We start from the raw sequence: 24,205 nt of genomic DNA on the forward strand, positions 1-24,205 counted from the left end.
CCTAGACCAGCGTCTCTTGGTTGAGGCGCTTGGCCGCTAGGTTCGCTGAGCCCACCAGGATGATGGCGACGATGGTCTTGAAGATGCCCGCGACGACGGCGAGGCTGTAGTTGCCCAGCTGGTAGCCATAGTGCAGCACGAAGACGTCGATGGTCTGGGCCCTCTCGGCGACCAGGCCGTTGCCGAGGAAGTACGGCAACTCGAAGTTCGTGGACAGGATCCAGCCGCTGTTGATGACGAGCAGCACGACGATCGTGGGCATGATGCCCGGGAGCGTGATGCTGAACATCTTGCGATAGCGGCCTGCTCCGTCGACCTCGGCGGCCTCGTACAGGCCCGGGTCGATCGCGGTGATCGCGGCCAGGTAGAGGATCGTGTTCCAGCCCAGCTCCTTCCACAGGCTCGTCCCGGCGACGATCTGCCAGAAGTAGTTCGGCTCGGTCAGGAACAGGACCGGCTGGTCGACGAGGTGCAGGTTCATGAGGGCCTGGTTGATGAACCCGCCGGAGGAGGGCAGCGAGAGCGCCACCGCTGCCAGGCTCGCCACGATCACCCAGCTGAGGAAGTGGGGCATGTACGTGATGTTCTGCATGATCCGCTTGAACGGCTGGTTCTTGACCTCGTTCAGCAGCAGTGCCAGGACGATGGCCCCGAAGGTCCCGACGATCAGGGTCAGGACCGACTGTCCCAGCGTGTTGACCACGACCCGGCGGAACTGCTCACCGTTGACACCGGTGAACAGGTTGACGAAGTTGTCGAGACCGACCCACTTCTGGTTCCAGATGCTGCCGCGACCCGGCTTGAAGTTCTGGAAGGCGATCGCCCAGCCGTAGACCGGGACGTACTTGAACAGGATCTGGTACAGCAGCAGCGGGACGGCCATCAGGAGCAGGGCTCGCTGCGCCCAGACCCTGTCCCAGGTGATCTTGCGCTTGGGATCCTTCGCTGCATTTTTTCGGGCCTTGCGGTTCTGGGCACGCGAACTGCTCGCGGGCTCCGGGGCCGGTTCGAGCCCGGTGGCGGTCACAAGGGTGCCGACCGTGGCGTCCGTCATCTGTCCAACCTCGTCGTCAGGAGCAGTGGGTGGTAATCGAGAACGCGTCGTGGTGGGGGGCGCACGCCCCCCACCACGATTGCTCGCGGACTGTTACCAGTCGGCCAGACGCTGCTTGATGCCAGCGTTGATGACGTCCTCGTACACCTTGATGTCGATCTTGTGGAGGGCGTCGACGTAGGCCTGCCATTTCGCCTCGAAGTCGGCGGGCTTGCCGGCGATGATCTTCGGCAGGTTCTGCACGCTGGCGTCGGTCAGCTGCTGGTTGACCTGGTTGGCTTTGTCGGTGAGCGTGATGTTCCACGCCGGGTAGTACTTGGGGTTCTCCGGCTGCGGGTTCATGAACTCAACCCAGGTCTTCTTGCCGTACTTCTCCATGAACTTCTTGTCGTAGTCGCTCAGCGTCGCGAAGAACTCGGCGGGCTGGTCGTCGGGGCTGTAGGCGTTGCCGTCGGAGAACTTGCCGTTGCGCTTGGGCAGCACGTCGAGCAGCGCGAGGAGACGGTTGGAGGCACGCCAGGTGAGGTCCTTGTAGTTCTTCCGCTGCTGGTCCGTGCGGGAGAAGACGCCGTCGGCGCCGACCTGGTAGTCCTCGCCCGCGACGCCCCAGGAGAGCGTCTTCTGCCAGTCCTCGCTGAGCATGATGTCGAGGAACTTCAGTGCCTTCTTCGGCTGCTTGCTGGAGACCGAGACGCCGAACCCCTGGTTGGTGTTCATGACGGGGCGGTCGGCGTAGTAGGGCTTCGCCCCGGGGTAGACGGGCATGAGGGGCACGTAGGTGTACTCGTCCTTGCCGGCGCTCTGCAGCGACTGGGTGGCGGTCCCGAAGTCCCAGCCCTGGTCGTGCATGCCGAGGACGGCGCCGGTGGCCAGCTTCGCGGTGTACTGGTCGTACGTCAGGGTGAAGGACTCGGGGTCGACGAGACCCGCGTTGTACTGCTGGTTGAGGACCTTGTAGAAGTTCTTAGCGATGTCCTTGTCGGCGAAGATGGTCGCGTTGTTCGCGCTGTCGACGATGACGCCACCGTTGTTCGGGGAGCCTGCCAGCAGCGCCGGCGGGTTGGTCATGCCCCACTCACGGCCCGTGGACGCCAGAACCTCGAAGCCGACGGTCGGGGCGCCGTCGGTCTGGGGGTGCTTCGCCTTGTAGTCCGAGATGAGCTGGAAGTAGCGGTCGAGCGTCATGTTGCTGAGGTCCGGGTAGCCGGCGTCCGCGATCACACGCTTCTGGATCCAGAACGCGGGACCGTAGTAGGTGCCGCCCGTGATGTCGCCGTAGAAGCGGTTGTAGTTCGGGAAGATGTACAGGCCCTTGTCCACCTCGTCGCCCGAGTAACTCATCTTCTTGTAGCCCTTGACGTACTCGGCGAGGTTGGGGTAGTCCCCGGTGGCCAGCATGTCGTCCAGGCGCAGGAGAGCCCCGCCCTCCAGGAGACGCAGCTTCAGGTCGGTGGTGCCGATGAGGTCGGGGTACTCACCGCCCGCGAGCATGACACCGATCTTCTGGTCCACGTTGTCCGGCGTGACGATCTCGTACTTCAGGGTGACACCGAGCTTCTCCTTGAGCAGCTTGGTGATCTTGTTGTCGGGTGCCGGTGCCTGCTCGGCCGACGTGATCCAGACCGAGAGCTCCGTCGGGTCGCTGGGGGTCAGCGTTCCCGACTTGTCCGCCCTGTCCGCGGTGTCCGGCGAGCAGGCAGCCAGGGCGATGAGTGCCGTGGCCGTGGCGGCCGCGGCGAGCCGCCTGCCGGCCCGGCGTGGGACGCCGAGTCTGAAATGACTCTTCATGTCTCTCCTTTGAGAAAACTGTCCGGGCGGTGGTGGCCGGACGTCGTGCGCTGCGGACGTGAGATCGGGGCTCGCGTCCTCATCCCGTCGCGATTTCGTCGCGATTTTAGCGATAAAGTAGAGACGGGATCGCGTGCCGTCAAGCCCTGCGTACGCACCAGACGACGACGTCTCGGTCCACAGGCAAGGAGCCGCATGCGCCACACCCTCCAGAACGACGCCCCGCCGACGGGTTCGCGTGGTGCTCCACGCCTTGGCGACGCGTGAGGTGACCATCGACGTGCCCGGAGACGGGCAGGTGCGCATCAGGCGCAGGGTGTCGCTGTAGGCCGGCGAAGCGGTGACCGTGGTGGCGCCGTAGGCGTGGGATGGCGCCGGACCCCGTCACTGGGTCACCAGAAGTTCGCCCCATCAGGCTCGGTGGACGCACTTGCCAAGCGGCATTTTATCGATAATATAACGGCGCCCCCGCGGTGTGGCCGGGCGGCGAGCGTCTCGTCAGAGGTTGCTGGGCTGGCAGAACGTCGGGGACAGGAGGATACACATGGCGAGGGTGAGGATGGCGGACGTCGCCCGTGAGGCGGGCGTCTCGGTCATGACCGTGTCGAACGTCCTCAACGAGCGCCTCCCGGTCAACGAGCCGACGCGTGCCCGTGTCATGGCCGCCGTCGAGGCTCTGGGGTACGAGGTCAACCTGACCGCGCGACACCTGCGCGCGGGACGGACCGACACCGTCGCCTTCATCGTGCCCAGCTTCCACGACTACTTCGGTGAGGTCGCCGACAAGATCGCGCCGCTGATCGAGGCTGAGGGGCGGCACCTCGTCCTTGAGCGGACGAGCGCCAGCCCGGAGCATGAGATGGCGGCGCTGAGCGTCGCGCGACTCCAGTTCTACGACGGCGTCCTGCTGTCCGTCGTCGGCCTCGACCGCGACCAGTTGGACCGCGTGCGTACGTCCAAGCCGATCGTGCTGCTCGGCGAGCGTGACGTGCCCGACCGCTTCAACCACGTGCGGCTGGCGAACGAAGAGGGCGCCCGCCTTGCGACGGCGCACATGATCGAGCACGGCTCGCGGCGCATCCTTGCGCTGGGCTGCACGTTCGACACCGCGCACATGATGTCGTCGGACCGCCGCATCGGCTGGGAGCGCGCATTTCGCGATGCCGGCCTCGACGTCGACGCACGCTATGTGGTGCCCGTCTCCACCTACACGTCGGCGGCCGCACGTGATGCCCTGCGCCACGTCATCGCGTCCGATCTGCCCTTCGACGGCGTCTTCGCCGTCACCGACGTCGTCGCGCTCGGCGCCGTCGCGGCCCTGGCAGAGAGCGGGCTTCGGGTGCCCGTCGACGTCCAGCTCGCCGGGTTCGACAACATCGACATGGCGAGCTTCGTCCCGCCTGGCCTCACTTCCGTCGACGCGAACCATGAAGGTGTCGCTGAGACCGCGGTGGGTCTGCTGCGCCGGCAGATGGCGGGCTGGACCGGCCCGGCTGAGCACGTCGTCACGCCCGTCCGTCTCGTGGTGCGTGGCTCCACCCGCGGTGGCGCGTAGGGCCCACCGAGCTCGGCGACGAGCACACGGTGACAGCGATCCCCTTCTCGACCTGGGGCAGCCGCGCCCCCGGCCCGACGCGGGTCTGGCTTCCGCGAGCTCCTCGCTGAGGCCCGCAATGACGGAACACGCAACTGATGGGAAGACAATGACGACGACCACGACCGCAGTGATCGACCTCGACCTGCCCGGCGCCACGATCAGCCGGCACGTGTACGGACACTTCGCCGAGCACCTGGGGCGGTGCATCTACGGCGGGTTCTGGGTGGGTGAGGACTCGCCGGTCGCGAACGTGCGGGGCATCCGCTCGGACGTGGTCGAGGCGTTACGGGCGATCTCGATCCCGAACCTGCGCTGGCCGGGCGGCTGTTTCGCCGACGACTACCACTGGCGTGACGGCATCGGCCCGCGCGGGAGCCGCCCGCGGATGGTCAACTCGCACTGGGGCGACGTGGTGGAGGACAACGCGTTCGGCACGCACGAGTTCATGGACCTGTGCGAGCTGCTCGGTGCGGACCCGTACGTGTCGGGGAACGTGGGGTCCGGGTCGGTGGCGGAGATGTCGGACTGGGTGGAGTACCTGACCCGGGCGGACGACTCACCGATGGCGGCGTTGCGGCGGGCGAACGGGCGCGAGCAGCCGTGGCGGGTGCCGTTCTGGGGCCTGGGCAACGAGGCGTGGGGCTGCGGCGGCAACCTGCGTGCCGAGCAGTTCGCCTCGCTGGCCCGGCAGTACGCGACCTACACCCGCAACCACGGCGGCAACCTGCTGTACCGGATCGCGGCGGGCGCGAACGGGGACGACCTGCACTGGACCGAGACGCTGCTGCGCTCGTTCGACGACCTGGCGGCGGACCCGGCCGGGTCGGCGGGCCCGTTCCAGGCCGTGTCGCTGCACTACTACACGATGGCCGGGTCGTGGTCGGACAAGGGTGACGCCACCGGGTTCAGCACCGACGAGTGGTACGTGACCATGGCCCGCGCCCGGCGCATGGAGGAGCTGCTCACCCGGCACTCCACGGTCATGGACCGCTACGACCCGCACCGCAAGGTCGGCCTGGTCGTGGACGAGTGGGGCACGTGGTGGAACGTGGAGAAGGGCACCAACCCCGGGTTCCTGTACCAGCAGAACACGCTGCGCGACGCCCTGGTCGCCGCCGTGCATTTCGACGCGTTCCACCGTCACGCCGAGCGCGTGGTCATGGCGAACATCGCCCAGACCGTCAACGTGCTGCAGGCCATGATCCTCACCGACCCCGACACCGGGGCGCTCGTGCTCACCCCGACGTACCACGTCTTCGCCATGAACACCGGCCACCACGACGCCGCCGCACTCGCGGTGCACCTGCGCGACGTCGAGACCCGCGCCGTCGACGCGACCGAACTGCCGCTGATCTCGGCGTCCGCGTCGGTCAAGGGCGACACCGCCCTGGTCTCGCTGTCCAACCTCGACGCCGAGACGGACCGCACCCTCGTCCTGGACCTGCGCGGCCGCGATGTCGTCGGGCACACCGCGCGGGTGCTGACCGCCACCGCGCTCGACGCGCACAACACCCCCGGACAGCTCGACGCCGTCGCCCCCACCGACCATGCCGGCGTGCGCCCCCACCCCCGCGGGCTCGAGGTCGACCTGCCCGCCCACGCCTACGTCACCGTGGCGCTCGCGCTGCGCTGATGAACCCGGTCATCTTCGCTGACGTGCCCGACCCGGACGTCGTCTTCGACGGCCGGTGCTACTACATGGTCAGCACGACGATGTACTTCGCGCCGAGCGTCCCGATCATGCGCTCGAGCGACCTGGTGCACTGGTCCATCGCCGGGTACACCGCGGCGATCCTCGACGACACGGACGCGCTGGCGCTGCGCAACGGCCAGGACGCCTACGGCCAGGGCAGCTGGGCAGCGAGCATCAGGTTCCATGACGGGACCTACCACGTATCGGTCGGCAGCCTCACCACGCAGCGGACGTACATCTACTCGACTCCGGACATCGAGCGCGGGCCGTGGCGCAGGTCGGTGCTCGACGGGTACGCCCACGATCAGTCGCTGCTGTTCGACGGCGACGACGTCTGGCTTGTCTACGGTGGCGGGTCGATCGACCTGCGCAGGCTGCGCCGGCACGACGACGGGACGTTCGCGTGGGACGGCCCGGCGACGCGGCTCGTCGACGACGCCAACGTCGACCAGACCAGCGGCCTGAACGCCGAGGGCGCTCACGCGTACAGGATCGGGGATTTTTACTACGTCTTCATGATCGAGTGGCCGTCGGGTGGCCTTCGCCAGCAGGTGCTGTGGCGGTCGACGTCACTGACGCCGCAGTCGGCGGGCGGCGTGTGGGAGGGCAGGGTCGTGCTCAGCCAGGGCGTGACGGTTGCGGGCCGACCCGGAACCGGCGTGGCCCAGGGTGGCGTCGTCCAGACGTCCGACGGGCGGTGGTACGCCATGCTGTTCCAGGACGAGGGCCCGCTGGGTCGTTCGCCTCAGCTCGTCGGCGTGACCTGGGACGACGACGGGTGGCCGGTGTTCGCTCTCCATCCTCAAGCGCCCGCGCGGACGCCTGGTGACGGGGCCGCCGTGGTCGCCTCGGACGACTTCGACAACCTCGGCGAGCGCGCGGGCCACTGGAACACCGCGAACACGGACCACCTAACTGAGTCCGCCGAGAACGCGTGGAACGGGTCGAACCTGGGGCTGCAGTGGCAGTGGAACCACAACCCGGACAACCGGTTCTGGTCGCTCACCGAGCGGCCCGGACACCTGCGGCTGACCACGGGCAGCGTCGCGTCGGGCATCCTCGACGCGCGCAACACGCTCACCCAACGCACGCTCGGACCCACGAGCTCCGGCACCATCTCGCTGGACGTCTCCCACATGAAGGACGGGGACGTCGCAGGCATCTCCGCCTACCAGCGCACGTACGGGTACATCGCCGTGACGATGGAGGGCGGGACCAGGAGCCTGGTGATGCGCCGGGCGGGCGTTGACGGCGTCATCGCCTTCACCAGTGCACCGGTGCCGCTGCGGGCGGACGTCGTCTACCTGCGCGCGGACGTCGACTTCCGGGACGCCGTCGATACGGCGTGGTTCGCGTACTCGTACGACGGCGGCAACTGGACGAGGCTGGGCGACACCGTGCGGATGCGGTACGACCTCGCGCACTTCACCGGGTACCGGTTCGCGATCTTCAACTACGCCACCGCCGAGCCCGGGGGATACGTCGACGTGGACTGGTTCCGGGTCAGCGACACCACCGGTACCCACCGACAGACCGAAGGAGCTGTCCATGACTGAGCAGGCGACGTCAGCCCTGCTGATCGACGGACAGGCACCCGCCGAGGTGCCGCTGCATCACGTGTGGAACGAGTGCGTCGGTGCCGGCCGCGCGAACGAGGCGTTGCGGGCGGACTGGCAGGCGCACTTCCGTGAGGCGGTCGGGGTGCTGGGCGCGCGTTACGTGCGCTTCCACGGCCTGTTCCACGACGACATGTTCGTGTACCGGACGGACTACGGCGGCGGCTTCGGCCCGAACCAGCCGCTGCCCGAGCCGGTCTACACCTTCGCGTACGTCGACAAGGTGTTCGACGCGATCCTCGACGCCGGCGCCCGCCCGTTCGTCGAGCTCGGGTTCATGCCCCGTGGGCTCGCCACACAGACCGAGACCCTCTTCTGGTGGAAGGCGCACTGCAGCCCGCCGAAGGAGATGAGTCGCTGGGTCGAGCTGGTCGACACGACGGTGCGGCACTGGATCGACCGGTACGGGATCGACGAGGTGCGGCAGTGGCCCTTCGAGGTCTGGAACGAGCCGAACCTCGTGCCGAACTTCTGGACCGGAACGCGCACCCAGTACTTCGAGCTGTACGAGGCGACCGCACAGGCGATCAAGGCGATCGACCCGCAGCTGCGGGTCGGTGGCCCGTCGACAAGCGTGTTCGTCCCGGACGCCCGCTACGGCGGGGAGTGGCACGACCGGTCGCTCGAGGTCGAGACCGCGGTAGCCGCCGACCCGGACGAGCTCGACTGGCAGCCGGTGTGGATCCGCGAGTTCATCGAGTACTGCGCGCAGCGGGGGGTGCCCATCGACTTCCTGTCGACGCACCTGTACCCGACCGACTACGCGGCGGACTCGCTGGGCAACGTCAGCGCGATCACGCGTCACAAGGACGCCACCTATGACGACCTGCGGCTGATGCGTAAGATCATCAAGGACAGCCCCTACCCGGACGCCGAGCTGCACATCACCGAGTGGTCGACCTCGCCGTCGAGCCGCGACGCGATCCACGACACGCTCTTCGCCGCCGCGTACATCGTCCGGGCGTTCCTCAAGGGCGCGTCGCTGGCCGACTCGATCTCCTACTGGACCTTCACCGACGTGTTCGAGGAGGGCGGCGGCGGCATCGGCCCCTTCCACGGAGGCTTCGGGTTCGTCAACGAGAACGGCCTGCACAAGCCGACGTTCCACGCGATGGCCATGCTCCACCGCCTCGGTGACCGCCTCCTGGCCGAGCTGCCCGACGGCGCCATCACCCGCTCGTCCGCGACGGGTGACGTGTCGGCCATCTTCTACAACTACCCCGCCGAGATGGGCACGACGGGGCTCGCGTCCCGCAACAGCTACGCCGAGACGCGAGCCCTCGCCGGGATGGGCCCCGAGCGCCGCGTCCGGCACCGGGTCGAGGGGCTGCGCCCGGGCACCGAACTCACCGTGGAGATCCTCGACTGGGAGCACGGGAACGTCGCCGAGGCCTGGTACCAGATGGGCGCCCCGCTCAACATCACGCGGGAACAGACCGCCGAGCTGCGCCACGTCGCCGACGGCCTCCACCGCGCCCCGCTGACCGTCGGCGACGACGGCGTCCTCGACATCGACCTCACGCTGCCCGGCTGGGCGGTCGCCTCGGTCGCGCCGACGCTCCCCGGCCGCCAGCGCCGGATCGGGGGGTGACGTTGCCCCGGTAGCCCGGACGGGTTGGCCGGACCGGCCGGGCAACGTCAGACCACCTGAGCATGGTCCATGGTGTCCAGCTACGCGATGCCCGTCCGCCCCGGCACTCGACTGGTGCGGCCGATCTGTGCCAGGAGTGGTCCAACCGGCGGTGTTGGGGGCTCATACGGTCGGTGCACGTCAACAGATCGAAGGGATGCGACGTGCACAACACCGACCAGCACAGCCGGCCGCGCCGGTGGCGGCGACTGCTCGCGCGCGGCAGCGCCGCCCTTGTCGCGGTCGTCACGGGAGTCGTAGCGATGATCTCCGGGGCGGGCCCGGCCGCCGCGGCCGCGCCGACCTGGTGGCAGATCGGCACCGGCCACGCGTTCACCTGCGGCATCCAGGCCGGGGGATCGCTGTGGTGCTGGGGCATCAATGACCACGGCAACCTCGGCGTCGGCGACACCGACCGGCGCGACCGACCGACCCGGGTCGGCACGAGCTACGCCTGGGTCCAGCTGACCGTGAACACCTACTCCGTGTGCGCGACCAACACCTCCGGTCGCGCGTACTGCTGGGGTTCGAACTACAACGGCACGCTGGGTGTGAACAGCTCCGCGGTGTGGGTGACCACTCCCACGGAGCTGAAGGGCGGCATCAGCTGGGACGTTCTGTCAATGGGCAGCGAGCACACGTGCGGCATCGCCAACCATGCCCTCTACTGCTGGGGCGCCAACGACTGGGGCCAGCTCGGCCATGGCAATGAGAACAACATCGTCACGACCCCGACCCGTGTGGGCACCGACAGCGACTGGCTCTCAGTGAGCGCGGGCAGCATGCACACCTGTGCTCTCAAGCTGACCGGCGCCCGGTACTGCTGGGGCAACAACAACCACGGTCGGCTCGGCTTGGGTGACACGGAACAGCGCAACAGCCCGACGCCGGCCGGCCCGGCGGACGGCGTCTGGTCGAGCATCAAGGGCGGCAGTGCCCACACCTGCGCCATCAACCGCGCCCACGAGCTCTACTGCTGGGGCACCAACTATGACGGCGAGCTCGGCGTCGGCGACAGAGAGGACCGCAGCCTGCCGACCCGGGTGGGTTCGCAGGCGAACTGGGCGTCCGTGTCGCCGTCCCCGAACTTCTCCAGCCACAGGACGTGCGGGCTGAAGACCGACGGGACCCGGTTCTGCTGGGGCAGCAACTATGCCGGCCAGTTGGGCCTCAACGACACGGTGATCCGCGTGTCGCCGACGCAGTGGCGCAACGAGGCGAAGTGGGCGTCGGTTGCCCCGGGGACCTACCACTCCTGCGGCATCCGCGTCGACAGCACCCTGTACTGCTGGGGCCGCAACAGCGGAGGTGAACTCGGCCTCGGCGACCTGACCGACCGCTGGCTCCCGACACAGGTGGTCTGACCAGGATCGACGGCGAGTGAGCTGACCCCGCGCGGCGCCGCCGCGCGGGGTCAGCTCGCTGTCGGTGACGTCGATGTAGCATGGCATCGATGCCGCCCGCTGTGACTGAGCCGCCGCTGCAGGAGCGGGAGGAGCACCTCGGCCACCTCACGGACGCAGCCCTCGCGACGAACTCGGACACCGGCGGAAAGATCATTGTGCTGGAGGGTCCCGCCGGGATCGGCAAGACCCGACTCCTCGCCGAGCTGCGCGACCAGCTGCGGTTGCGTGGGCGCCGCGTCGTCCTGGCCCGCGGTTCCTCTCTGGAGAAAGACTTCGCGTACGGCGTGGTGCGCCAGCTTTTCGAGCCCATGCTCGCCACGGAGGCGGCCGGCCCGTGCCGACCTGACCTGCTGACCGGAGCCGCCGCTCAGGCCGCGTCGGTGTTCCGGGTCGGCGCCACCGCTCCGGTCGGCGATCTCGCCGTGTTGCATGGGCTGTACCGGCTGGTGGTCAACGCGTGTGCCGAGGGCCCCCTGGCCGTCCTCATCGACGACCTCCAACACGTCGACCGGCCGACGCTTCGCCTGCTGGCCTACCTGCAACCGCGTCTGGACGGACTGCCGCTCACCCTGATCCTGGCGCTGACCTCCGGCGCCCCGGCGCCCGACGCGCTGACCGAGATCCTGCACCAGCCCGCGACGACGTTCCTGCGACCCCAGCCGCTGAGACCGCGTGGAGCGGGCGCCGTCCTCGGCGCCATCTTCGGCACCAGGCCCGACGACGCCTTCGTGACCGCGTGTCACCAGTCCACGGGCGGAAATCCGCTCCTGCTCACGGAGCTGGCCCGCGGTTGCATCGAGCAGCACATCGAGCCGGTCGCCGCGAACGCCGACGGGGTCGGCGGGGTGCGGTTACCGGCCCTCGTCTCCCGGGTCGCCGCCCGGCTGGACGCGCTTGCGCCCGAGGTGGTGGCGGTGGCGCACGCGGTCGCACTGCTCAGCGAGGAGTCGGATCTGCCGACCGTTGCGGCGGTTGCCGGAGTGACGGTCGAGACGGCGGCCTTCGCCGCGGATCCGCTGGTGCGTGGCCAGCTGCTGGCGCGCTCCACGGACACCGGGCGGCTGAGCTATCCGCACCAGTTGCTGCGCGCCTCCGCCTACGAGCACCTGGGCCCTGAGGGTCGCACGCGTGGCCACCGCGCCGCCGCGGTGCATCTGGCGTCGGTGGGAGCGGAGCCGGAACTCGTCGCGGCACACATTCTGCGGGTACCGCCGACGGAGGCGCCCGACGCGGTCGGCCATCTGCGGCGTGCTGCCGAGACGGCGTTGGGTCGCGGCGCACCGGACGTCGCCCATACCTACCTGGGCCGCGCGCTGTCCGAGGTCACCGATGCCGGTACGCGCGCCCCGCTGCTGGACCAGCTCGCCGACGTCGCGATGCACACCGATGTGGCGGCCGCTGCCCGGTACGGGGAGCAGGCGCTCGCCCTGGAGCCGTCGGCCGCCGGCCGCGCCACGATCGGGCTCCGGCTCGGCGAGGCACGGCTGTTCCAGGGCGACATCGCCGGCGCGGTGGGGGCGTGGCGGCAGGCGCGGGCAGCGCTCGCCGAGGCGGACGGCTCGCCGGGACTGACCGGGCTGGGCAGCGCGCTCGACGCGTACCTGGTGAACGTGACCGTGGTCGAGCCGGACCAGCTGCACCTGATGGACGAGGTCACACAGCAGGCTACCAACGGATCGCCGCCCACCGTGGGTGACCGCGCGCTGGACTGCGTGCTGGCGCTGCGCGCCGCGTTCGAAGCGCGCCCGGAAGCCGCCGCGCTCGCCGTCCGCGGGCTCTCCGACGGTCTGCTCGTGCGGCAGGGCACCGGCGACAGCCCACTCGTCTGTGGCTGGCTGGCGCTGCTGGCCGCGGAGAACGAACGGGCCGCCGCCAGCATCGACCACGCCCGCAGGGAGGTCTACCGGCAGGGCAGCGTGCGCGCGTACGGACCCGTGCACGCGTTCGCCGCGCTGGATGAACTGTGGCGGGGCAACCTCGCCGACGCCGAACGGGAGGCGCGGTCGGCGGTCGAGGCGGTCGAACGTTCCGGGGTACGCCTGGGACGGCCCTTCGTGGGGCCGTTCCTCGCGGACATTCTGGCCGAACGCGGTGACCTGCCGGGCGCGCGGGCGGCGCTGGCGTGGGCCGGCCTGCCGGAGGAGCCGCCGCGCGGCGGCCCCATGTACTTCTACGCCGACACCCGTGCCCGGCTGCTCCGTCGGACGGTGGGCGGCGAGCGCGCGCAGGCGGCGGCGCTCGACGCCGGCCGGCTTTTCGGCTGGTTCGGCGGGGACAACCCCGCGATCATGCCGTGGCGTACGGAGGCCGCGCGGACGCTGCGGCAGCTCGGCCGTGTCGACGAGGCGGCCGAGCTGGCGCTGGCGGAGGTGGACGTGGCCCGCCGTTGGGGTGCGCCCCGACCCATCGGCCGGGCGCTGCGGGTGGCGGGCGTCGTCCTCGGTCCATATGACGGGTTCGAGCTCCTGACCGAGGCCGTTGACGTGCTGGCCGGGTCGCTGGCCCGGCTGGAGTACGCCAAGGCTCTGGTGGACCTGGCGGCCGCCGCGTCCGAGCGCGGCCAACGTGGCTGGGCGCGGGAGCTGCTCGACACCGCCGCCGAGCTCGCCGCTCAGTGCGACTGCCCGCCGTTGCTCGCGCGGGTCGACGCGGTGCTGGCCACGCTCGGCGGCCGGCCGGCGGTGCAGCCCGGCGCCGCGGTCGTGCTGACGACCAGTGAGCGGCGCGTCGCCGAACTGGCGGCGACGGGCATGTCCAATCGCGACATCGCCGAGTCACTGTTCGTCACGCCGAAGACCGTCGAGCTGCACCTGACCAATACCTACCGCAAGCTTCACATCAGTGGACGCGTCGGGCTGGCCGCCGCGCTGACCGCGCGCGGTGCGCGGGCCGCGGTGGCAGGTCCGAGCCGGTGACCTGACAGCTGTCGTCGGTCGCGGGTCCCGCTAACGCCGTCACTACCGCGCGCACCGCCTGGATCCCGTAGCGCAGCTCCGCGTCGGGCAGATGGCCGAGGCCGAGCACGATGCCGGTCGGGGCGTCGGCGGGATCGATCGGGAAGAACTCGGCGAGCGGCACCACCGCGACGCCCCGGGCGGCCAGCCCGGTGACCACTGTGGCGACCATCGGTTCAGGCAGTAGGACGGCAGCGGTCGCCCCCCGCGCTCCGATCACGACGCGGGCCGGGCGAGGCAACTCGCCGAATGCGGCCCGCGCCTGATCGCGCCGGTCGGCGTAGAAGCGGCTGATCCTGGTGGCGCGCCGGGCCAGCACACCGTCGCGCAGCAGCCGCGTGTAGGCGGCCTGCGTCGTACGGGTGACACCCCCGTCGTCACGGCTGATCAGGTCGGCCATGAGCGGTGTCAGCTCGCGCGGTGCCACCAGGTAGGCCAGACCGGCCGGAGCGAGACTGTCCCCGACCGTGCCGATCATGGCGATCCGCTCCCCGGCGGCGAGGGTGAACAGGGCCGGCAGCGGCGAGCCGTTGCCCGCGCTGGCCTGCTCGGTGCTGAGGTCGACCAGGTACCCGCCGGTGCGCTCCGACCACTCCACCATCGCGTGGCGGCGGTCCAGCGGCATGACCGTCCCGAACGGGTGGTTGCCCTCAGCGAACACGACCGCGACGTCCACGGCGATGTTGGTCGCCTCCGGCACTGCCGCGACGGGGCACAGGTGGCGTACGGGCAGGGCACTGACCGTCCACCCGGCCTGCCGGGCCGCCACGACGGGGTGTGCCGACGCCGGCTGCTCGACGGCCACCCGGCGGCCCGCCGCACGGGTCTGGCCGAGGGCCTCGAACAGCAGCCAGCAGGCCTGGCGCAGGCCGGCTGCCACCACCACCTCGTCCGCGTCCACCGCGATGCCCCGGGTCCGGCGCAGTTGGTCGGCGATGGCTTCCCGCAGTGCGGCGGAGCCCAGCGGGGCCACGTCGCCCGCCGGCGGCTGGTAACTGGCTTCGCGCCAGGCGGCGCGCCACGCGGGCAGCGGGAACGCGTGCGCCGGCGCGGGGCCCGGGGTGAAGTCGCAGACGCGGCGGGCCGGCGCGGGAGCCGGTGCCACGGGGGTGCGGGGGCGGGGCGCCGGCGCCTCTGTGCGCAGGGCCCGCACGTACGTGCCGGACCCTCGGCGGGCCTCCACGAAACCCTTTGCCAGCAGCAGTTCGTACGCGGTGAGCACCACCCCACGTGAGACACCGAGCAGGCGGGCCATGTCCCGGGTGGACGGCAGCCGGGTGTCCGCGGCCAGCGCCCCCGTGCGGATCGCCCCGGCCAGCTGGACCATCAGCTGATAGGGCAGGTGCTCGTCCCGGTCGCGACGTAGGTCTATGTGGACGGTGAGTTGTTCGGCCGCGCGCATGTAGCCCCCATGGTCTCGGGTGTCCCGTCGGTCGGGCGGACGTGCCTGACCGCGACTTGAGACTCGGTCGGCGGCCGACCCGGGGACATCGGGGTCCGACCCCAGGGTCGCCCCCGGCCGGGGGGACGACGCATCCGTGCAGGTCGCCGGGCTGGCGTAACAGGGTCGGGAACGCGTCGCACGGTGCACGTGTCACTAAGACAACCGCCGATCCTGGGGGTTTCCCTGAGGCGGTTCCCGCGTCACCGGTCTAGGAGATCCCGCCTGGCAAAATCGATGGGTGTATGTCGACACCTCTCTGCTCGAGCGGGATGCGGAACTGACGCACCTGACCCGTGCCTTCACGACCGGTGCCGGTGGGCGTGGCGGGGTCGTGATGGTGGAAGGTCCGGCCGGCATCGGCAAGAGCGCCCTGATGGAGGCGGCGCGCCGCGCCGCGGGCGCGGCCGGTCTGCGGGTGCTCAGCGCCCGGGGCAGCCAGCTGGAGCGGGAGTTCGACTACGGGGTGGTCCGCCAGTTGCTGGAGCCGGTCCTGCTCGCCGCCGACACGGCGCTTCGGGTACGCCTGCTGCGCGGGCCCGCCCATCGGGTGCCCGCACTCCTCGATGTGCACCTCGCCGGACCGGCTGCGTCAGGTGACCTGGCCGCGTCGAACGCGCTCTACTGGCTACTGGTGCAGTTGAGCGGACAGGCGCCGGTCGCCGTTCTCGTCGATGACGCCCACTGGGCGGACGACGCGTCGCTGCGCTTCCTCAGGTACCTGACGGCCCGCGTGACCGACCTGCCCCTCGTCGTTGTCGTGGCGGGGCGACCACCCGGTGCCCAGCCTGGTCTCTGGGGGGAGCTGGCCGCGGATCCGGCGGCCATCCCACTGCGTCCGGCGCCGCTGACCACGACGGCCACCGCCCGTCTCGTGACGGCCGCCACGGGGATGGCTGCCACGGAGCGGCTGGCCGCGTCGTGCCGACGCCTGACCGGGGGAAACCCCTTGCTGGTGCGCGAACTGGCCGTGGCCGCGCGTAGCGCCGGTGGCGCCGCCGCGGACGGCGACGAGCAGGCACTGCGTGCCCTGGGTGGGGCGGCGCTGGCCCAACGCGTCCCCTCGCTGCTCGCGAATCTGACCCCGGAGGCGGTCCGGTTGGCCGAGCTCTGTGCCATCCTCGGCGAGGAGGCGGATCCGCACCTGGTCTCCGGTCTCGCGGAGCTGGCCGGCCTGGGCGGTCTGGTCGGTGACCTGCGACGGCTGCACGGTGAGCTGGTGCCCGCCGGCATTCTGCGACCAGGGTCACGGATGGCGTTCGTTCACGCACTGATCCGGGACGCCGTTTACGCGGGCATCGACCCGGTGACCCGCAGCCGGCTGCACCGGCACGCGGCGCAGATGCTGGTCACCGCTGGGCAACCGGAGGTGCTGGCGGCCGCGCACCTGCTCGTCACGCTCCCGTCCGGCGACCCGTGGGTGGTCGCCACGCTGCGCCGGGCAGTCGGGTACGCGGTCAGCCGGGCTTCGCCGCGCTCGGCGCTCGCGTTTCTGGAGCGGGCCATCCAGGAGCCACCCGCGAGCCGGTCGGAGACCACCGAGCTGATCCGGTCAGCCGGCACCGTCGCTCAAGGTGTCAACTGGCAGACGGCTATCAGCTACCTGCGGCGGGCCGCGGCCCTTACCGGCAGCCTGGTCGAGCGGGCGGAGATCACCGAGCTTCTCGGCCGGGCGACGTTCCTCGCGGGCCGCAACCTCGAAGCGATCGCGCTGCTGGAACGCATGCTCGCCGAGGTGAACGGCGAACACCCCGACGTCGAGCACCGGCTGCGTACCGTGATTCTGTCGGTCGCCGCAGTCGAGGTGGATCTGCGGCATACCGGGGGTCCTCACCTGGAGATGCTGCGCAACAGGGCGGACTTGAGCCCTGAGGTGCGGTACCGGCTCGACGCGCTGTCCGCCCTGTGGGCCACCGCCATCGACCTGGACCGGGACGCGGCCGTGGCCGCCGCGCTGCGCGCATTGCGTCCGCGGCCGGGCGCCCGGCACGATCCGGGCTCCTCGTCACCGATCCTGGCGTATGTCGCGCTGGTCGCCGCCGACCACGAGGAGGCCGTCACGCACCTCGACCGGGCGTGGTCAACGGCTCACGAGGTCGGTTCATCGCACACGGCCGGCCTGGCAGCCGCGTTCCGGGCGTACGCACTGGCGAACCGCGGCTACCTGGCCGACGCGGAGGAGGACGCGCGGACGGCCATGGCGTTGACCGCGACACCACAGTCCACGTTGGCACGCGTGTACGCCGGAGTGTTCGGGGCAGAGGTGCAGCTGGCCCGGGGCCGTCGCGACGCCGCGGTGGCCGCGCTGGCCTGGGCCGGCGCGGAGAGTGCGCCCGGGCCGGCGCTGCAGGTGCAGCTGGATCTCGTGCACGCCGAGATCGAGCTGGCCGGGGGGCGACCGGAGGAGGCGCTGCGGCGGGCCGGGGATGCGGGCCGTCGTCTCCTCCCGGACGGTTGGCTGAACCCGGCGGTGTGGCCGTGGCGGACGGCGGCCGCGTTGGCACACCACGCGTTGGGGCATCGGGACGAGGCCCGGGAGCTGGCGGTCGAGGAGCTCGATCTGGCCCGTCGATGGGGTGCGCCGCGGGCGCTCAGCCGCGCGCTGCGGGTGGTCGCGACGGTGACGGGCGGTCGATCCCGAGCGGAGGTTCTGGAGGAGGCGGTGCGGGTCGTCCGGCACAGCCCGGCCCGCCTGGAACTGGCCCTGGCGCTGCACGCGCTCGGTTCCGCGATCGGGCTGCGGCACCCGCACGCGGCGCGGACGGCGTTGGGCGAAGCGTTGTGCGTGGCGCAGGAGTGCGGCGCCGATGCGTTGATCGAACAGGTGCGGCGGGCGCTGCGCGGGAGCGGCGAACAGCCGCGGCCCCCGGCTCTGGCGCACGGCCGGTTGACGCCGGGGGAGTGGCGGGTGGCACAGCGGGCCGCCGCCGGCCGTACCAATCACGAGATCGCTCAGGAGCTGCACGTCACCCCGAAGACGGTGGAGACCCACCTGAGCAGCGTCTACCGCAAGCTCGAGGTGCGTAACCGCACGGCGATGGCCCGCGTCCTGGCGGATGCCGCTGACGAGCGCACCGCGTAACCGCCGGGCGGATTGGTCCACCGGTAGTGCCGGCTGAGTGGTCCAGCTGACCCACGCGGTGCTTCGTACGGTCATGTCACATCCGGAATCGACATGTGTCGAAGGGAACTGGCATGGCAACGAACTCGGACCTACCCATCACCGGCCGGCTCGGCGGTCTGCAGCTGAGCCGCCGAAGCCTTCTCGTGGCCGGTGCCGCCGCCGGTGGCGCGCTCGCGGTGCCCGGCCTGCTCGCCCCGACCTCAGCCTGGGCGGCGTCGGTGCCGTTCTCGGCGTACCACGGAGTGGACGGCGCGGGACACCAACGGAAGTACAACGAGCTGTCGGCGCAGGGCTACCGGATGATCTCGTTGAGCGCCTATGGTTCGCCCACCCTGTACGCAGCGGTGTGGGTCAAGCGTTCCGGGCCCGCGTGGGCGGCCGTGCACGGCGTCTCCGCCGCCAGTTACCAGGCCAAGGTCAACGAGCTTCTCGTCCAGGGGTACGTGCCGACGATCGTGACCGCGACCGGCCCGAGTAACGACGCGGTCTTCGCCGCTGTGTTCGAGAAGATCACGCCGGGCAACTGGCTTGCCAAGCACGGTCTCGTGGACGGTGCGGAGACGACGGCGAACACGTTGGCCAACGCCAACAAGGCGGCCCGGGACGGCAAGCTCATCCTCAGGTCGCTCGCCGTCTACGGCAGCGGTACCGGCGACCGCACGTACGCCGCGATCTGGCTGCCCAACCCGGGCGCCGTCAAGTGGCAGGCCGGGCCCATGGGCGACGGCACCAGCTACGCCCGTTGGTTCGACGGCTACACGCAGGTCCCCATGCGGCCCGCGATCGTGGACGCTAACAACGGACACCAGTTCGCGGCGCTGTTCACCGACGACTCGGTCGGCGGCTGGGCGGCCCGGCACGGCATGACCGCCACCGAGTACCAGAACGAGTACGACACCCAGGTGGCGGCCGGCCGCATGCCGATCTCGGTGCAGGGCAGCGGGACGGGCTCCGGCATCCGGTACGCGGCGGTGTTCGCCAGCCAGGACCAGCCCGTCCCGCGCCAGTGGACCCAGACCGACAGCGCGGGAGCGGCGTACGCCGGCATCCACACCGTGATGCGCACCTTCATGCAGCGGCACGGAGTCCGCGCCGGGCAGCTCGCCATCCGCAAGAACGGCACCCTGCGGGTGTCGTCCGGCTACACCTGGTCAGAAGCTGGCACGGCGATCACCCAGCCGGACAGCCTGATGCGGCTGGCCAGCGTCAGCAAGGCGTTCGCCTGTGCGGCGATCCAGGCACTCGTCACGGACTTCGGGTTCAACCTCAACACCAAGGTCTTCCCGTACCTGGGAATCAACTCGGTGGCGTTGGCGAGCCAGACCAAGGACAGCCGGGTCGACAACATCACCGTGCAACAGCTGATCGACCACACCGGCGGCTGGGTCCGCAACGTCTCGGGGTTCGACCCGGTCTTCGCCGGCCGCGACATCGCGCTGCGGCTGGGCCTGGCCGGGCGTGTGAGCAAGCGTGACGTGGCCCGCTACATGTACGGCGAGCCGCTGCAGTACGCGCCGGGCGACTCGGCGCGGTACACCGCGAACGACCGGTACTCCAACTTCGGGTACCTGCTGCTGGGTCTGGTCGTGGAGCAGCGCACCGGCCAGAGCTTCATCACCTACCTGAAGAACCGGGTGCTCAATCCGCTGGGCATCGACGGCAGCGTCTTCACCGGGGCCACACTGCGGTCGGGCAAGCGGGCGGGCGAGCTGAGCTACGACGCGGCCGCGGTCGGGTCCAGTGCCTGGGATCCGGCGTCGAGCGCGCTCGTTCCGGCCGCGTACGGCACGTTCCTCATCGCGGAGATGGACAGCGGCGGCGGTCTTATCGCCAACGCGCCCGCGGTGGCGACGTTCATCGGCAGCCACGCGGCGTGGGGTCTGGGTGGCCGGGCCGCCGGCTCCGCCCGGTCGGGGGGTATGGCGGGCACGTCGAGCCTCGCCGTCTCGCGTGGCGACGGGGTCGACTGGGCGTACATTTTCAACACCGCCGAGATCGCGGCCGACGTGGACGCGAACGGCAAGACGAACCTGGACCGCCTCGCCGACGATCTCAACGCGGCCATCACAGCGGCGCACTTCTGACCGGCGCCGGTGCCACCTCCCGCGTGCCGCCGGCCTGCCGCCGGCGGCGCGCGGCTGGCCGACCCGCGCGGACGAGGCTAGAAGCAGCGGCTCAGGAGAGTTCGCAGACGTCACCGGGGTGGATGACCACGCCGATGCCCAGTTCCTGCGGGCTGACGGTGGCGAGCATGACGCCGTGTCTGTTGGCCTCTACCACGGCCTGGGCGCAGCCATCGTCGCCGGCGATGAGCGCGGCGACCCGGTCGACCTCCAGCAGGTCGTCGGCGGTCAGCGGCAGTATCACGACGGTGTGGCTGTCACCGGAGACCAGCCGTTCCAGCCGTGCGCGATCATCGCCTTTGGCGTGTGGGAGCGCCTTCAGCGCGGCGAGGGCGGGTACGCCGGTGATGTCGCCGTTGTCGGCGACCTCGCCGATGAGTTCGCCGGCGGACAGGCGTTCCAGTCGGACGTGGGCCAGCAGCGCCGAGGTGTCCAGGATCAGGCCGAGACTCATGCGGCGTTGTGCTTACGCCGACGCGCAGCGCGGCTGGCGGCCTGCCGGTCCAGCAGCGCGCGGGCTGCGGCCCGACCTTCGTCGGTGATCTCCATGTCGCCGCTGTAGCCGAATTCGCGCAGCTCGGCTCGGGCCAGCTCGCGCTGCCGGTCGGCCTCGATCAGGCCGGCGATGTACGCGGACGCCTCACCGCGAGCCGCGCGGCGATCCACCCACTCTGCCAAGGAGGTCGGCAGGCTGAACGTCTTGCGCTTCCAGTCAGGACCCTCCGTCCCAGCGTTCATAACGGCATCCTACCTCATTATGAACGGCTGCGGTGTCGCGGCAGGCCGCGTAACGCGAACCGTCCCCAAAATGCTTGGGGACCGACGTTCGGGAAAGTCAGGGTGGGCAAGATCAAGCGATTGTTGACTGATCTTGAGAAACTTTTGGATCCTGAAGTGTTCGGCTTTCGCCGCCGGACGGCTGGCCGGCGTTTGGCACCGGCCGCGGTCACGCCGGCGGCAAGGTCACAGTGAAGGTGGCTCCTGTACCGGGTCCGTCGCTCGCGGCGCTGACCGTTCCGCCGTGCTCGGCGACGATGGCGCGCACGATCGCCAGCCCGATGCCGGAGCCGCCCCGCTCCCGGTCACGGGCCGGCTCGGCGCGGTAGAAGCGTTCGAACAGGTGCGGCAGATGCTCTGCTTCGATGCCCTCGCCGGTATCCGTGACCGTGAACCGCAGAAGTGTTCCATCACGGTCCACGGCCGCGGTCACGGCGGCGCCGGGCGGGGTGTGGGCCAGGGCGTTGTCCAGCAGGTTCGTCAGCACTTGTCCCATCCGGTCGGGGTCGACGTCCACGTGCCCGGCGGTCGCGTCGATGCGCTCCCGCAAGCGGACCCCCTTGGCCTCGTACCCTGGCCGGGCGGCTGCCACCGCCCCGCGTACGAGGTCGGCGGCGGCGATGGGCCGCGGGTGTAGGTCGAGTTGGTGCTCTTCCGCCCGCGACACCGCCGCGATGTCCTCGGCCAGGCGGCGCAGCCGTGCGGTCTGCGCGCGCAGCACCGACCAGGTGTCCTCGTCCGGGACGGCCACCCCGTCCTCGGCCGCGTCCACGTACGCCTCGATCGTCGCCACCGGGGTGCGCAGCTCGTGACCCAGGTCGGCCAGCAAGCGCCGCCGAGTGGCTTCCACGTCGGCCAGCCGTGCCGCCATGGCGTTGAACGACTCCGCGACCGTGTCGAACTCCCGGCCGATTCCGGGTAACGCCACCCGGGTGCCGTACCGGCCGTCGGCGACCTCGGACGCGGCGTCGGCGAGCTGGCCGACCGGGCGGGCCACCCGCCGGGCCACGTACGCGCTGACCGCCAGCGCCGCTAGCAGCGCCACCAGCAGGCCCACGCCCATCGACACCGCGCTGGCCGACGCGTACGCCTCCTCGATATGCGCGACCGCCTGCGCGTCGACCGCACCGGAGACCCGCTCGAGGTGGTCATGGAAGATCCTCGGGCCCACCGCCGCGGCCACCAGGCCGAGCGTCACCCCGCCGGTCAACAGCACGAGAACCTGAGCGACGAACAGCCGGCCGGCCATGCCCGGCTTCATACGCCACATCAGCCCTCACCCATCCGGTACCCCACGCCCCGCACGGTGCGGACGAACCGGGGCGCGGCCCGGTCATCACCCAGCTTGCGCCGGAGATGTCCGATATGGACGTCGACGAGGTGCTCGTCGCCGACCCAGTCCTCACCCCACACCGTGTCGACGAGCTGGCGGCGCGAGTACGCCAACCGGGGCCGGGCCGACAGCGCCGCCAGGATGTCGAACTCGGTCCGGGTCAGCTCGACCAACTCGTCGTTGACGAGAACCTCACGCGCGGTGACATCGATACGCAGAGGGCCGAACACGCGCGGCGGCTCCTCACCCAGGCCGCCACCGACCACGGGGCCGGTGCGCGGCCGGCGCAGCATGGCCCGCACCCGGGCCACCAGCTCCCGCGTGCTGAACGGCTTGGTCAGGTAGTCGTCCGCGCCCACCCCGAGGCCGACGAGCTTGTCGACCTCGTCACTGCGGGCCGTGAGCATCACCACATAGCAGTCGGTGAAGGTGCGCAGCTGCCGGCACACCTCGATGCCGTCAAGGCCGGGCAGGCCGAGGTCGAGCACGACCACGTCAGGCGGCTGCCGCCGGGCGGCGGCCAGCGCGGCCGGGCCGTCATGCACGTACGTCACTTCGTGGCCATCGCGCTCGAGGTAGCTGGCGACTACTTTGGCCAGCGCCTGCTCGTCATCCACCACCAGCACCCGGGTCGTCATGCCCCCATCCTGCCCGCACCGTCGACCGGCGGCTTCACCGAACCCTTCTGGGCGAGAACTGATCCGCCCGGAACGCGAGGTAAGCCGTGCCACAGCGCCCATTACCGTGGTACACGCCCCGGCGTGCCACTTCTGCGACCATGCGCGGGACGCGCTCGATGAGTTGGCCGCCGACACGCCTTCCCGCCTGGCGCGACCTGGTCATCGGTCTGGTCGTCCTGGCTGCCGTGGCGGGACTCATCGCGACGATGATGCGGATCGCCCGCTCGTGTACCTGTCCTCCGCCGACCCGCTCACCCAGGTCCGCAACTCCCTGACCTGAGCGGCAGCCGTTGTGGGCGGACCCTGGACAGCGGGCTCCGCCCGCCGGCTGGGCGGTTGTAGTCCCCAGGGCGTACGTCCGCGCGGCTTGTAGACCGACAGGACGAGCGCGACGAGAAGCAGGGCGATCGCCGCGACGGCATGGATCACCGGCGACGGAGTCCGCAGCAGGTGGGCATCGGCCGCGCCACGCTGTACAAGTACTTCCCCGACGTCGGGGCGATCATGGTCGCCTGGCACGAGCGGCAGGTCGGCGGACACCTACGCCAACTCGCCGAGGCCACCGCCGGCGCGACCGCCCCTGCCGAACGCCTCCACCTCGCGCTGCGCACCTACGCCGAACTCTCGGCCGGGCACCACCACGCGGCCGGCCCGACCCACGCCCCGGATCTCACTGGGCCGTTGCACCGTGCCGCCCACATGAACCAGGCCCGCGAACGGCTGCACGGCATGCTCACCGAACTCATCGGCGCAGCGGTCGAGAACGGCGACGTCCGGGACGATGTCCCCGCGACCGAGCTGGCCGCCTACTGTCTGCACGCCCTCGCCGCCGCCCGGGACCTGCCCTCCCACGCCGGGCGGAACCGACTCGTCACTGTGACACTCGCCGGCCTGCGACCGGAGGCCGGAACCTGATCGTGTCCCCGCCTACGACGGGTTAGCGGCTTCGGCGCTTCGGAAGGGCGTCGCGAGAGACCTTCATAAGATCT

The 24,205-nt window shown here is 70.6% G+C and carries 16 protein-coding genes; 9 read left to right on the top strand and 7 right to left on the bottom strand.

All coding sequences use genetic code 11. The annotated features are described in order from the left end of the window. Window position 1 precedes the first annotated feature (1 nt). Together ABD211_RS14625 and ABD211_RS14630 are read right to left on the bottom strand one after the other, a co-directional pair. A complete protein-coding gene (locus tag ABD211_RS14625) occupies window positions 2–1,054 on the bottom strand; it encodes an ABC transporter permease (protein ID WP_344130916.1) in 1,053 nt (350 codons plus the stop codon). Between the two features lie 93 nt (window positions 1,055–1,147). Beyond that, a complete protein-coding gene (locus tag ABD211_RS14630; protein ID WP_344130919.1) occupies window positions 1,148–2,842 on the bottom strand; it encodes a type 2 periplasmic-binding domain-containing protein in 1,695 nt (564 codons plus the stop codon). A gap of 559 nt (window positions 2,843–3,401) precedes the next feature. Here ABD211_RS14630 and ABD211_RS14635 point away from each other — a divergent pair. The 6 genes from ABD211_RS14635 to ABD211_RS14660 all read left to right on the top strand — a co-directional run bounded on the left by ABD211_RS14635 (window position 3,402) and on the right by ABD211_RS14660 (window position 13,699). Continuing rightward, window positions 3,402–4,397 (top strand): LacI family DNA-binding transcriptional regulator, encoded by a 996-nt coding sequence (locus ABD211_RS14635; RefSeq protein ID WP_344130922.1) that lies wholly within the window; start codon window positions 3,402–3,404, stop codon window positions 4,395–4,397. Between the two features lie 148 nt (window positions 4,398–4,545). Then, window positions 4,546–6,072 carry an alpha-N-arabinofuranosidase gene (locus tag ABD211_RS14640; RefSeq protein WP_344130926.1) on the top strand — a complete coding sequence of 509 codons (1,527 nt, stop codon included), beginning with the start codon at window positions 4,546–4,548 and terminating at the stop codon, window positions 6,070–6,072. Next, complete coding sequence (locus ABD211_RS14645; protein ID WP_344130928.1) at window positions 6,072–7,688, top strand: glycoside hydrolase family 43 protein; 1,617 nt, start codon at window positions 6,072–6,074, stop codon at window positions 7,686–7,688. Before ABD211_RS14640 ends, ABD211_RS14645 begins: the two co-directional genes overlap by 1 nt. Then, window positions 7,681–9,339, top strand: coding sequence for a GH39 family glycosyl hydrolase (locus tag ABD211_RS14650; protein ID WP_344130930.1), 1,659 nt, complete (start codon window positions 7,681–7,683; stop codon window positions 9,337–9,339). Before ABD211_RS14645 ends, ABD211_RS14650 begins: the two co-directional genes overlap by 8 nt. 203 nt (window positions 9,340–9,542) lie before the next feature. After that, on the top strand, window positions 9,543–10,742 hold the full coding sequence (locus tag ABD211_RS14655; RefSeq protein ID WP_344130933.1) for an RCC1 domain-containing protein: 1,200 nt from the start codon (window positions 9,543–9,545) through the stop codon (window positions 10,740–10,742). A gap of 89 nt (window positions 10,743–10,831) precedes the next feature. Next, window positions 10,832–13,699: a helix-turn-helix transcriptional regulator gene (locus ABD211_RS14660; RefSeq protein WP_344130936.1), complete on the top strand. Its 2,868-nt coding sequence runs from the start codon at window positions 10,832–10,834 to the stop codon at window positions 13,697–13,699. On the opposite strand, the gene ABD211_RS14665 is transcribed toward ABD211_RS14660, so the two are convergent. Next, window positions 13,623–15,140, bottom strand: a complete 1,518-nt coding sequence (locus ABD211_RS14665; RefSeq protein WP_344130939.1) for an aminotransferase-like domain-containing protein — start codon at window positions 15,138–15,140, stop codon at window positions 13,623–13,625. The two genes, ABD211_RS14660 and ABD211_RS14665, sit on opposite strands and share 77 nt — an antisense overlap. 280 nt (window positions 15,141–15,420) lie before the next feature. Between ABD211_RS14665 and ABD211_RS14670 the strand changes: the two genes are divergently transcribed. Both ABD211_RS14670 and ABD211_RS14675 read left to right on the top strand, forming a co-directional pair. Beyond that, window positions 15,421–18,261, top strand: a complete 2,841-nt coding sequence (locus ABD211_RS14670) for a helix-turn-helix transcriptional regulator (RefSeq protein WP_344130942.1) — start codon at window positions 15,421–15,423, stop codon at window positions 18,259–18,261. Window positions 18,262–18,374: 113 nt separating this feature from the next. Continuing rightward, window positions 18,375–20,387 carry a serine hydrolase gene (locus ABD211_RS14675; RefSeq protein ID WP_344130945.1) on the top strand — a complete coding sequence of 671 codons (2,013 nt, stop codon included), beginning with the start codon at window positions 18,375–18,377 and terminating at the stop codon, window positions 20,385–20,387. Window positions 20,388–20,478: 91 nt separating this feature from the next. Here ABD211_RS14675 and ABD211_RS14680 read toward each other — a convergent pair whose 3' ends face one another. From ABD211_RS14680 to ABD211_RS14695, 4 genes are all read right to left on the bottom strand, one after another. Then, window positions 20,479–20,880 (bottom strand): hypothetical protein, encoded by a 402-nt coding sequence (locus tag ABD211_RS14680; RefSeq protein WP_344130948.1) that lies wholly within the window; start codon window positions 20,878–20,880, stop codon window positions 20,479–20,481. Beyond that, window positions 20,877–21,164 carry a hypothetical protein gene (locus tag ABD211_RS14685; protein ID WP_344130951.1) on the bottom strand — a complete coding sequence of 96 codons (288 nt, stop codon included), beginning with the start codon at window positions 21,162–21,164 and terminating at the stop codon, window positions 20,877–20,879. Before ABD211_RS14685 ends, ABD211_RS14680 begins: the two co-directional genes overlap by 4 nt. 208 nt (window positions 21,165–21,372) lie before the next feature. Then, on the bottom strand, window positions 21,373–22,473 hold the full coding sequence (locus tag ABD211_RS14690) for a sensor histidine kinase (protein ID WP_344130955.1): 1,101 nt from the start codon (window positions 22,471–22,473) through the stop codon (window positions 21,373–21,375). Beyond that, complete coding sequence (locus tag ABD211_RS14695) at window positions 22,473–23,174, bottom strand: response regulator (protein WP_344130958.1); 702 nt, start codon at window positions 23,172–23,174, stop codon at window positions 22,473–22,475. Before ABD211_RS14695 ends, ABD211_RS14690 begins: the two co-directional genes overlap by 1 nt. Before the next feature lie 492 nt (window positions 23,175–23,666). Between ABD211_RS14695 and ABD211_RS14700 the strand changes: the two genes are divergently transcribed. After that, complete coding sequence (locus ABD211_RS14700) at window positions 23,667–24,131, top strand: TetR/AcrR family transcriptional regulator (protein ID WP_344130961.1); 465 nt, start codon at window positions 23,667–23,669, stop codon at window positions 24,129–24,131. The last annotated feature ends 74 nt before the right edge of the window (window positions 24,132–24,205 follow it).

This window comes from Luedemannella flava, assembly GCF_039528515.1.
In the GTDB taxonomy this organism is placed as follows: domain Bacteria; phylum Actinomycetota; class Actinomycetes; order Mycobacteriales; family Micromonosporaceae; genus Luedemannella; species Luedemannella flava.

Excerpts from the sequence above, each read along its gene's own strand:
- ABD211_RS14625 (WP_344130916.1), bottom strand. The coding sequence starts at position 1,054 with ATGACGGACGCCACGGTCGGCACCCTTGTGACCGCCACCGGGCTCGAA.
- ABD211_RS14630 (WP_344130919.1), bottom strand. The coding sequence starts at position 2,842 with ATGAAGAGTCATTTCAGACTCGGCGTCCCACGCCGGGCCGGCAGGCGG.
- ABD211_RS14635 (WP_344130922.1), top strand. The coding sequence starts at position 3,402 with ATGGCGGACGTCGCCCGTGAGGCGGGCGTCTCGGTCATGACCGTGTCG.
- ABD211_RS14640 (WP_344130926.1), top strand. The coding sequence starts at position 4,546 with ATGACGACGACCACGACCGCAGTGATCGACCTCGACCTGCCCGGCGCC.
- ABD211_RS14645 (WP_344130928.1), top strand. The coding sequence starts at position 6,072 with ATGAACCCGGTCATCTTCGCTGACGTGCCCGACCCGGACGTCGTCTTC.
- ABD211_RS14650 (WP_344130930.1), top strand. The coding sequence starts at position 7,681 with ATGACTGAGCAGGCGACGTCAGCCCTGCTGATCGACGGACAGGCACCC.
- ABD211_RS14660 (WP_344130936.1), top strand. The coding sequence starts at position 10,832 with ATGCCGCCCGCTGTGACTGAGCCGCCGCTGCAGGAGCGGGAGGAGCAC.
- ABD211_RS14665 (WP_344130939.1), bottom strand. The coding sequence starts at position 15,140 with ATGCGCGCGGCCGAACAACTCACCGTCCACATAGACCTACGTCGCGAC.
- ABD211_RS14675 (WP_344130945.1), top strand. The coding sequence starts at position 18,375 with ATGGCAACGAACTCGGACCTACCCATCACCGGCCGGCTCGGCGGTCTG.
- ABD211_RS14680 (WP_344130948.1), bottom strand. The coding sequence starts at position 20,880 with ATGAGTCTCGGCCTGATCCTGGACACCTCGGCGCTGCTGGCCCACGTC.
- ABD211_RS14685 (WP_344130951.1), bottom strand. The coding sequence starts at position 21,164 with ATGAACGCTGGGACGGAGGGTCCTGACTGGAAGCGCAAGACGTTCAGC.
- ABD211_RS14690 (WP_344130955.1), bottom strand. The coding sequence starts at position 22,473 with ATGTGGCGTATGAAGCCGGGCATGGCCGGCCGGCTGTTCGTCGCTCAG.
- ABD211_RS14695 (WP_344130958.1), bottom strand. The coding sequence starts at position 23,174 with ATGACGACCCGGGTGCTGGTGGTGGATGACGAGCAGGCGCTGGCCAAA.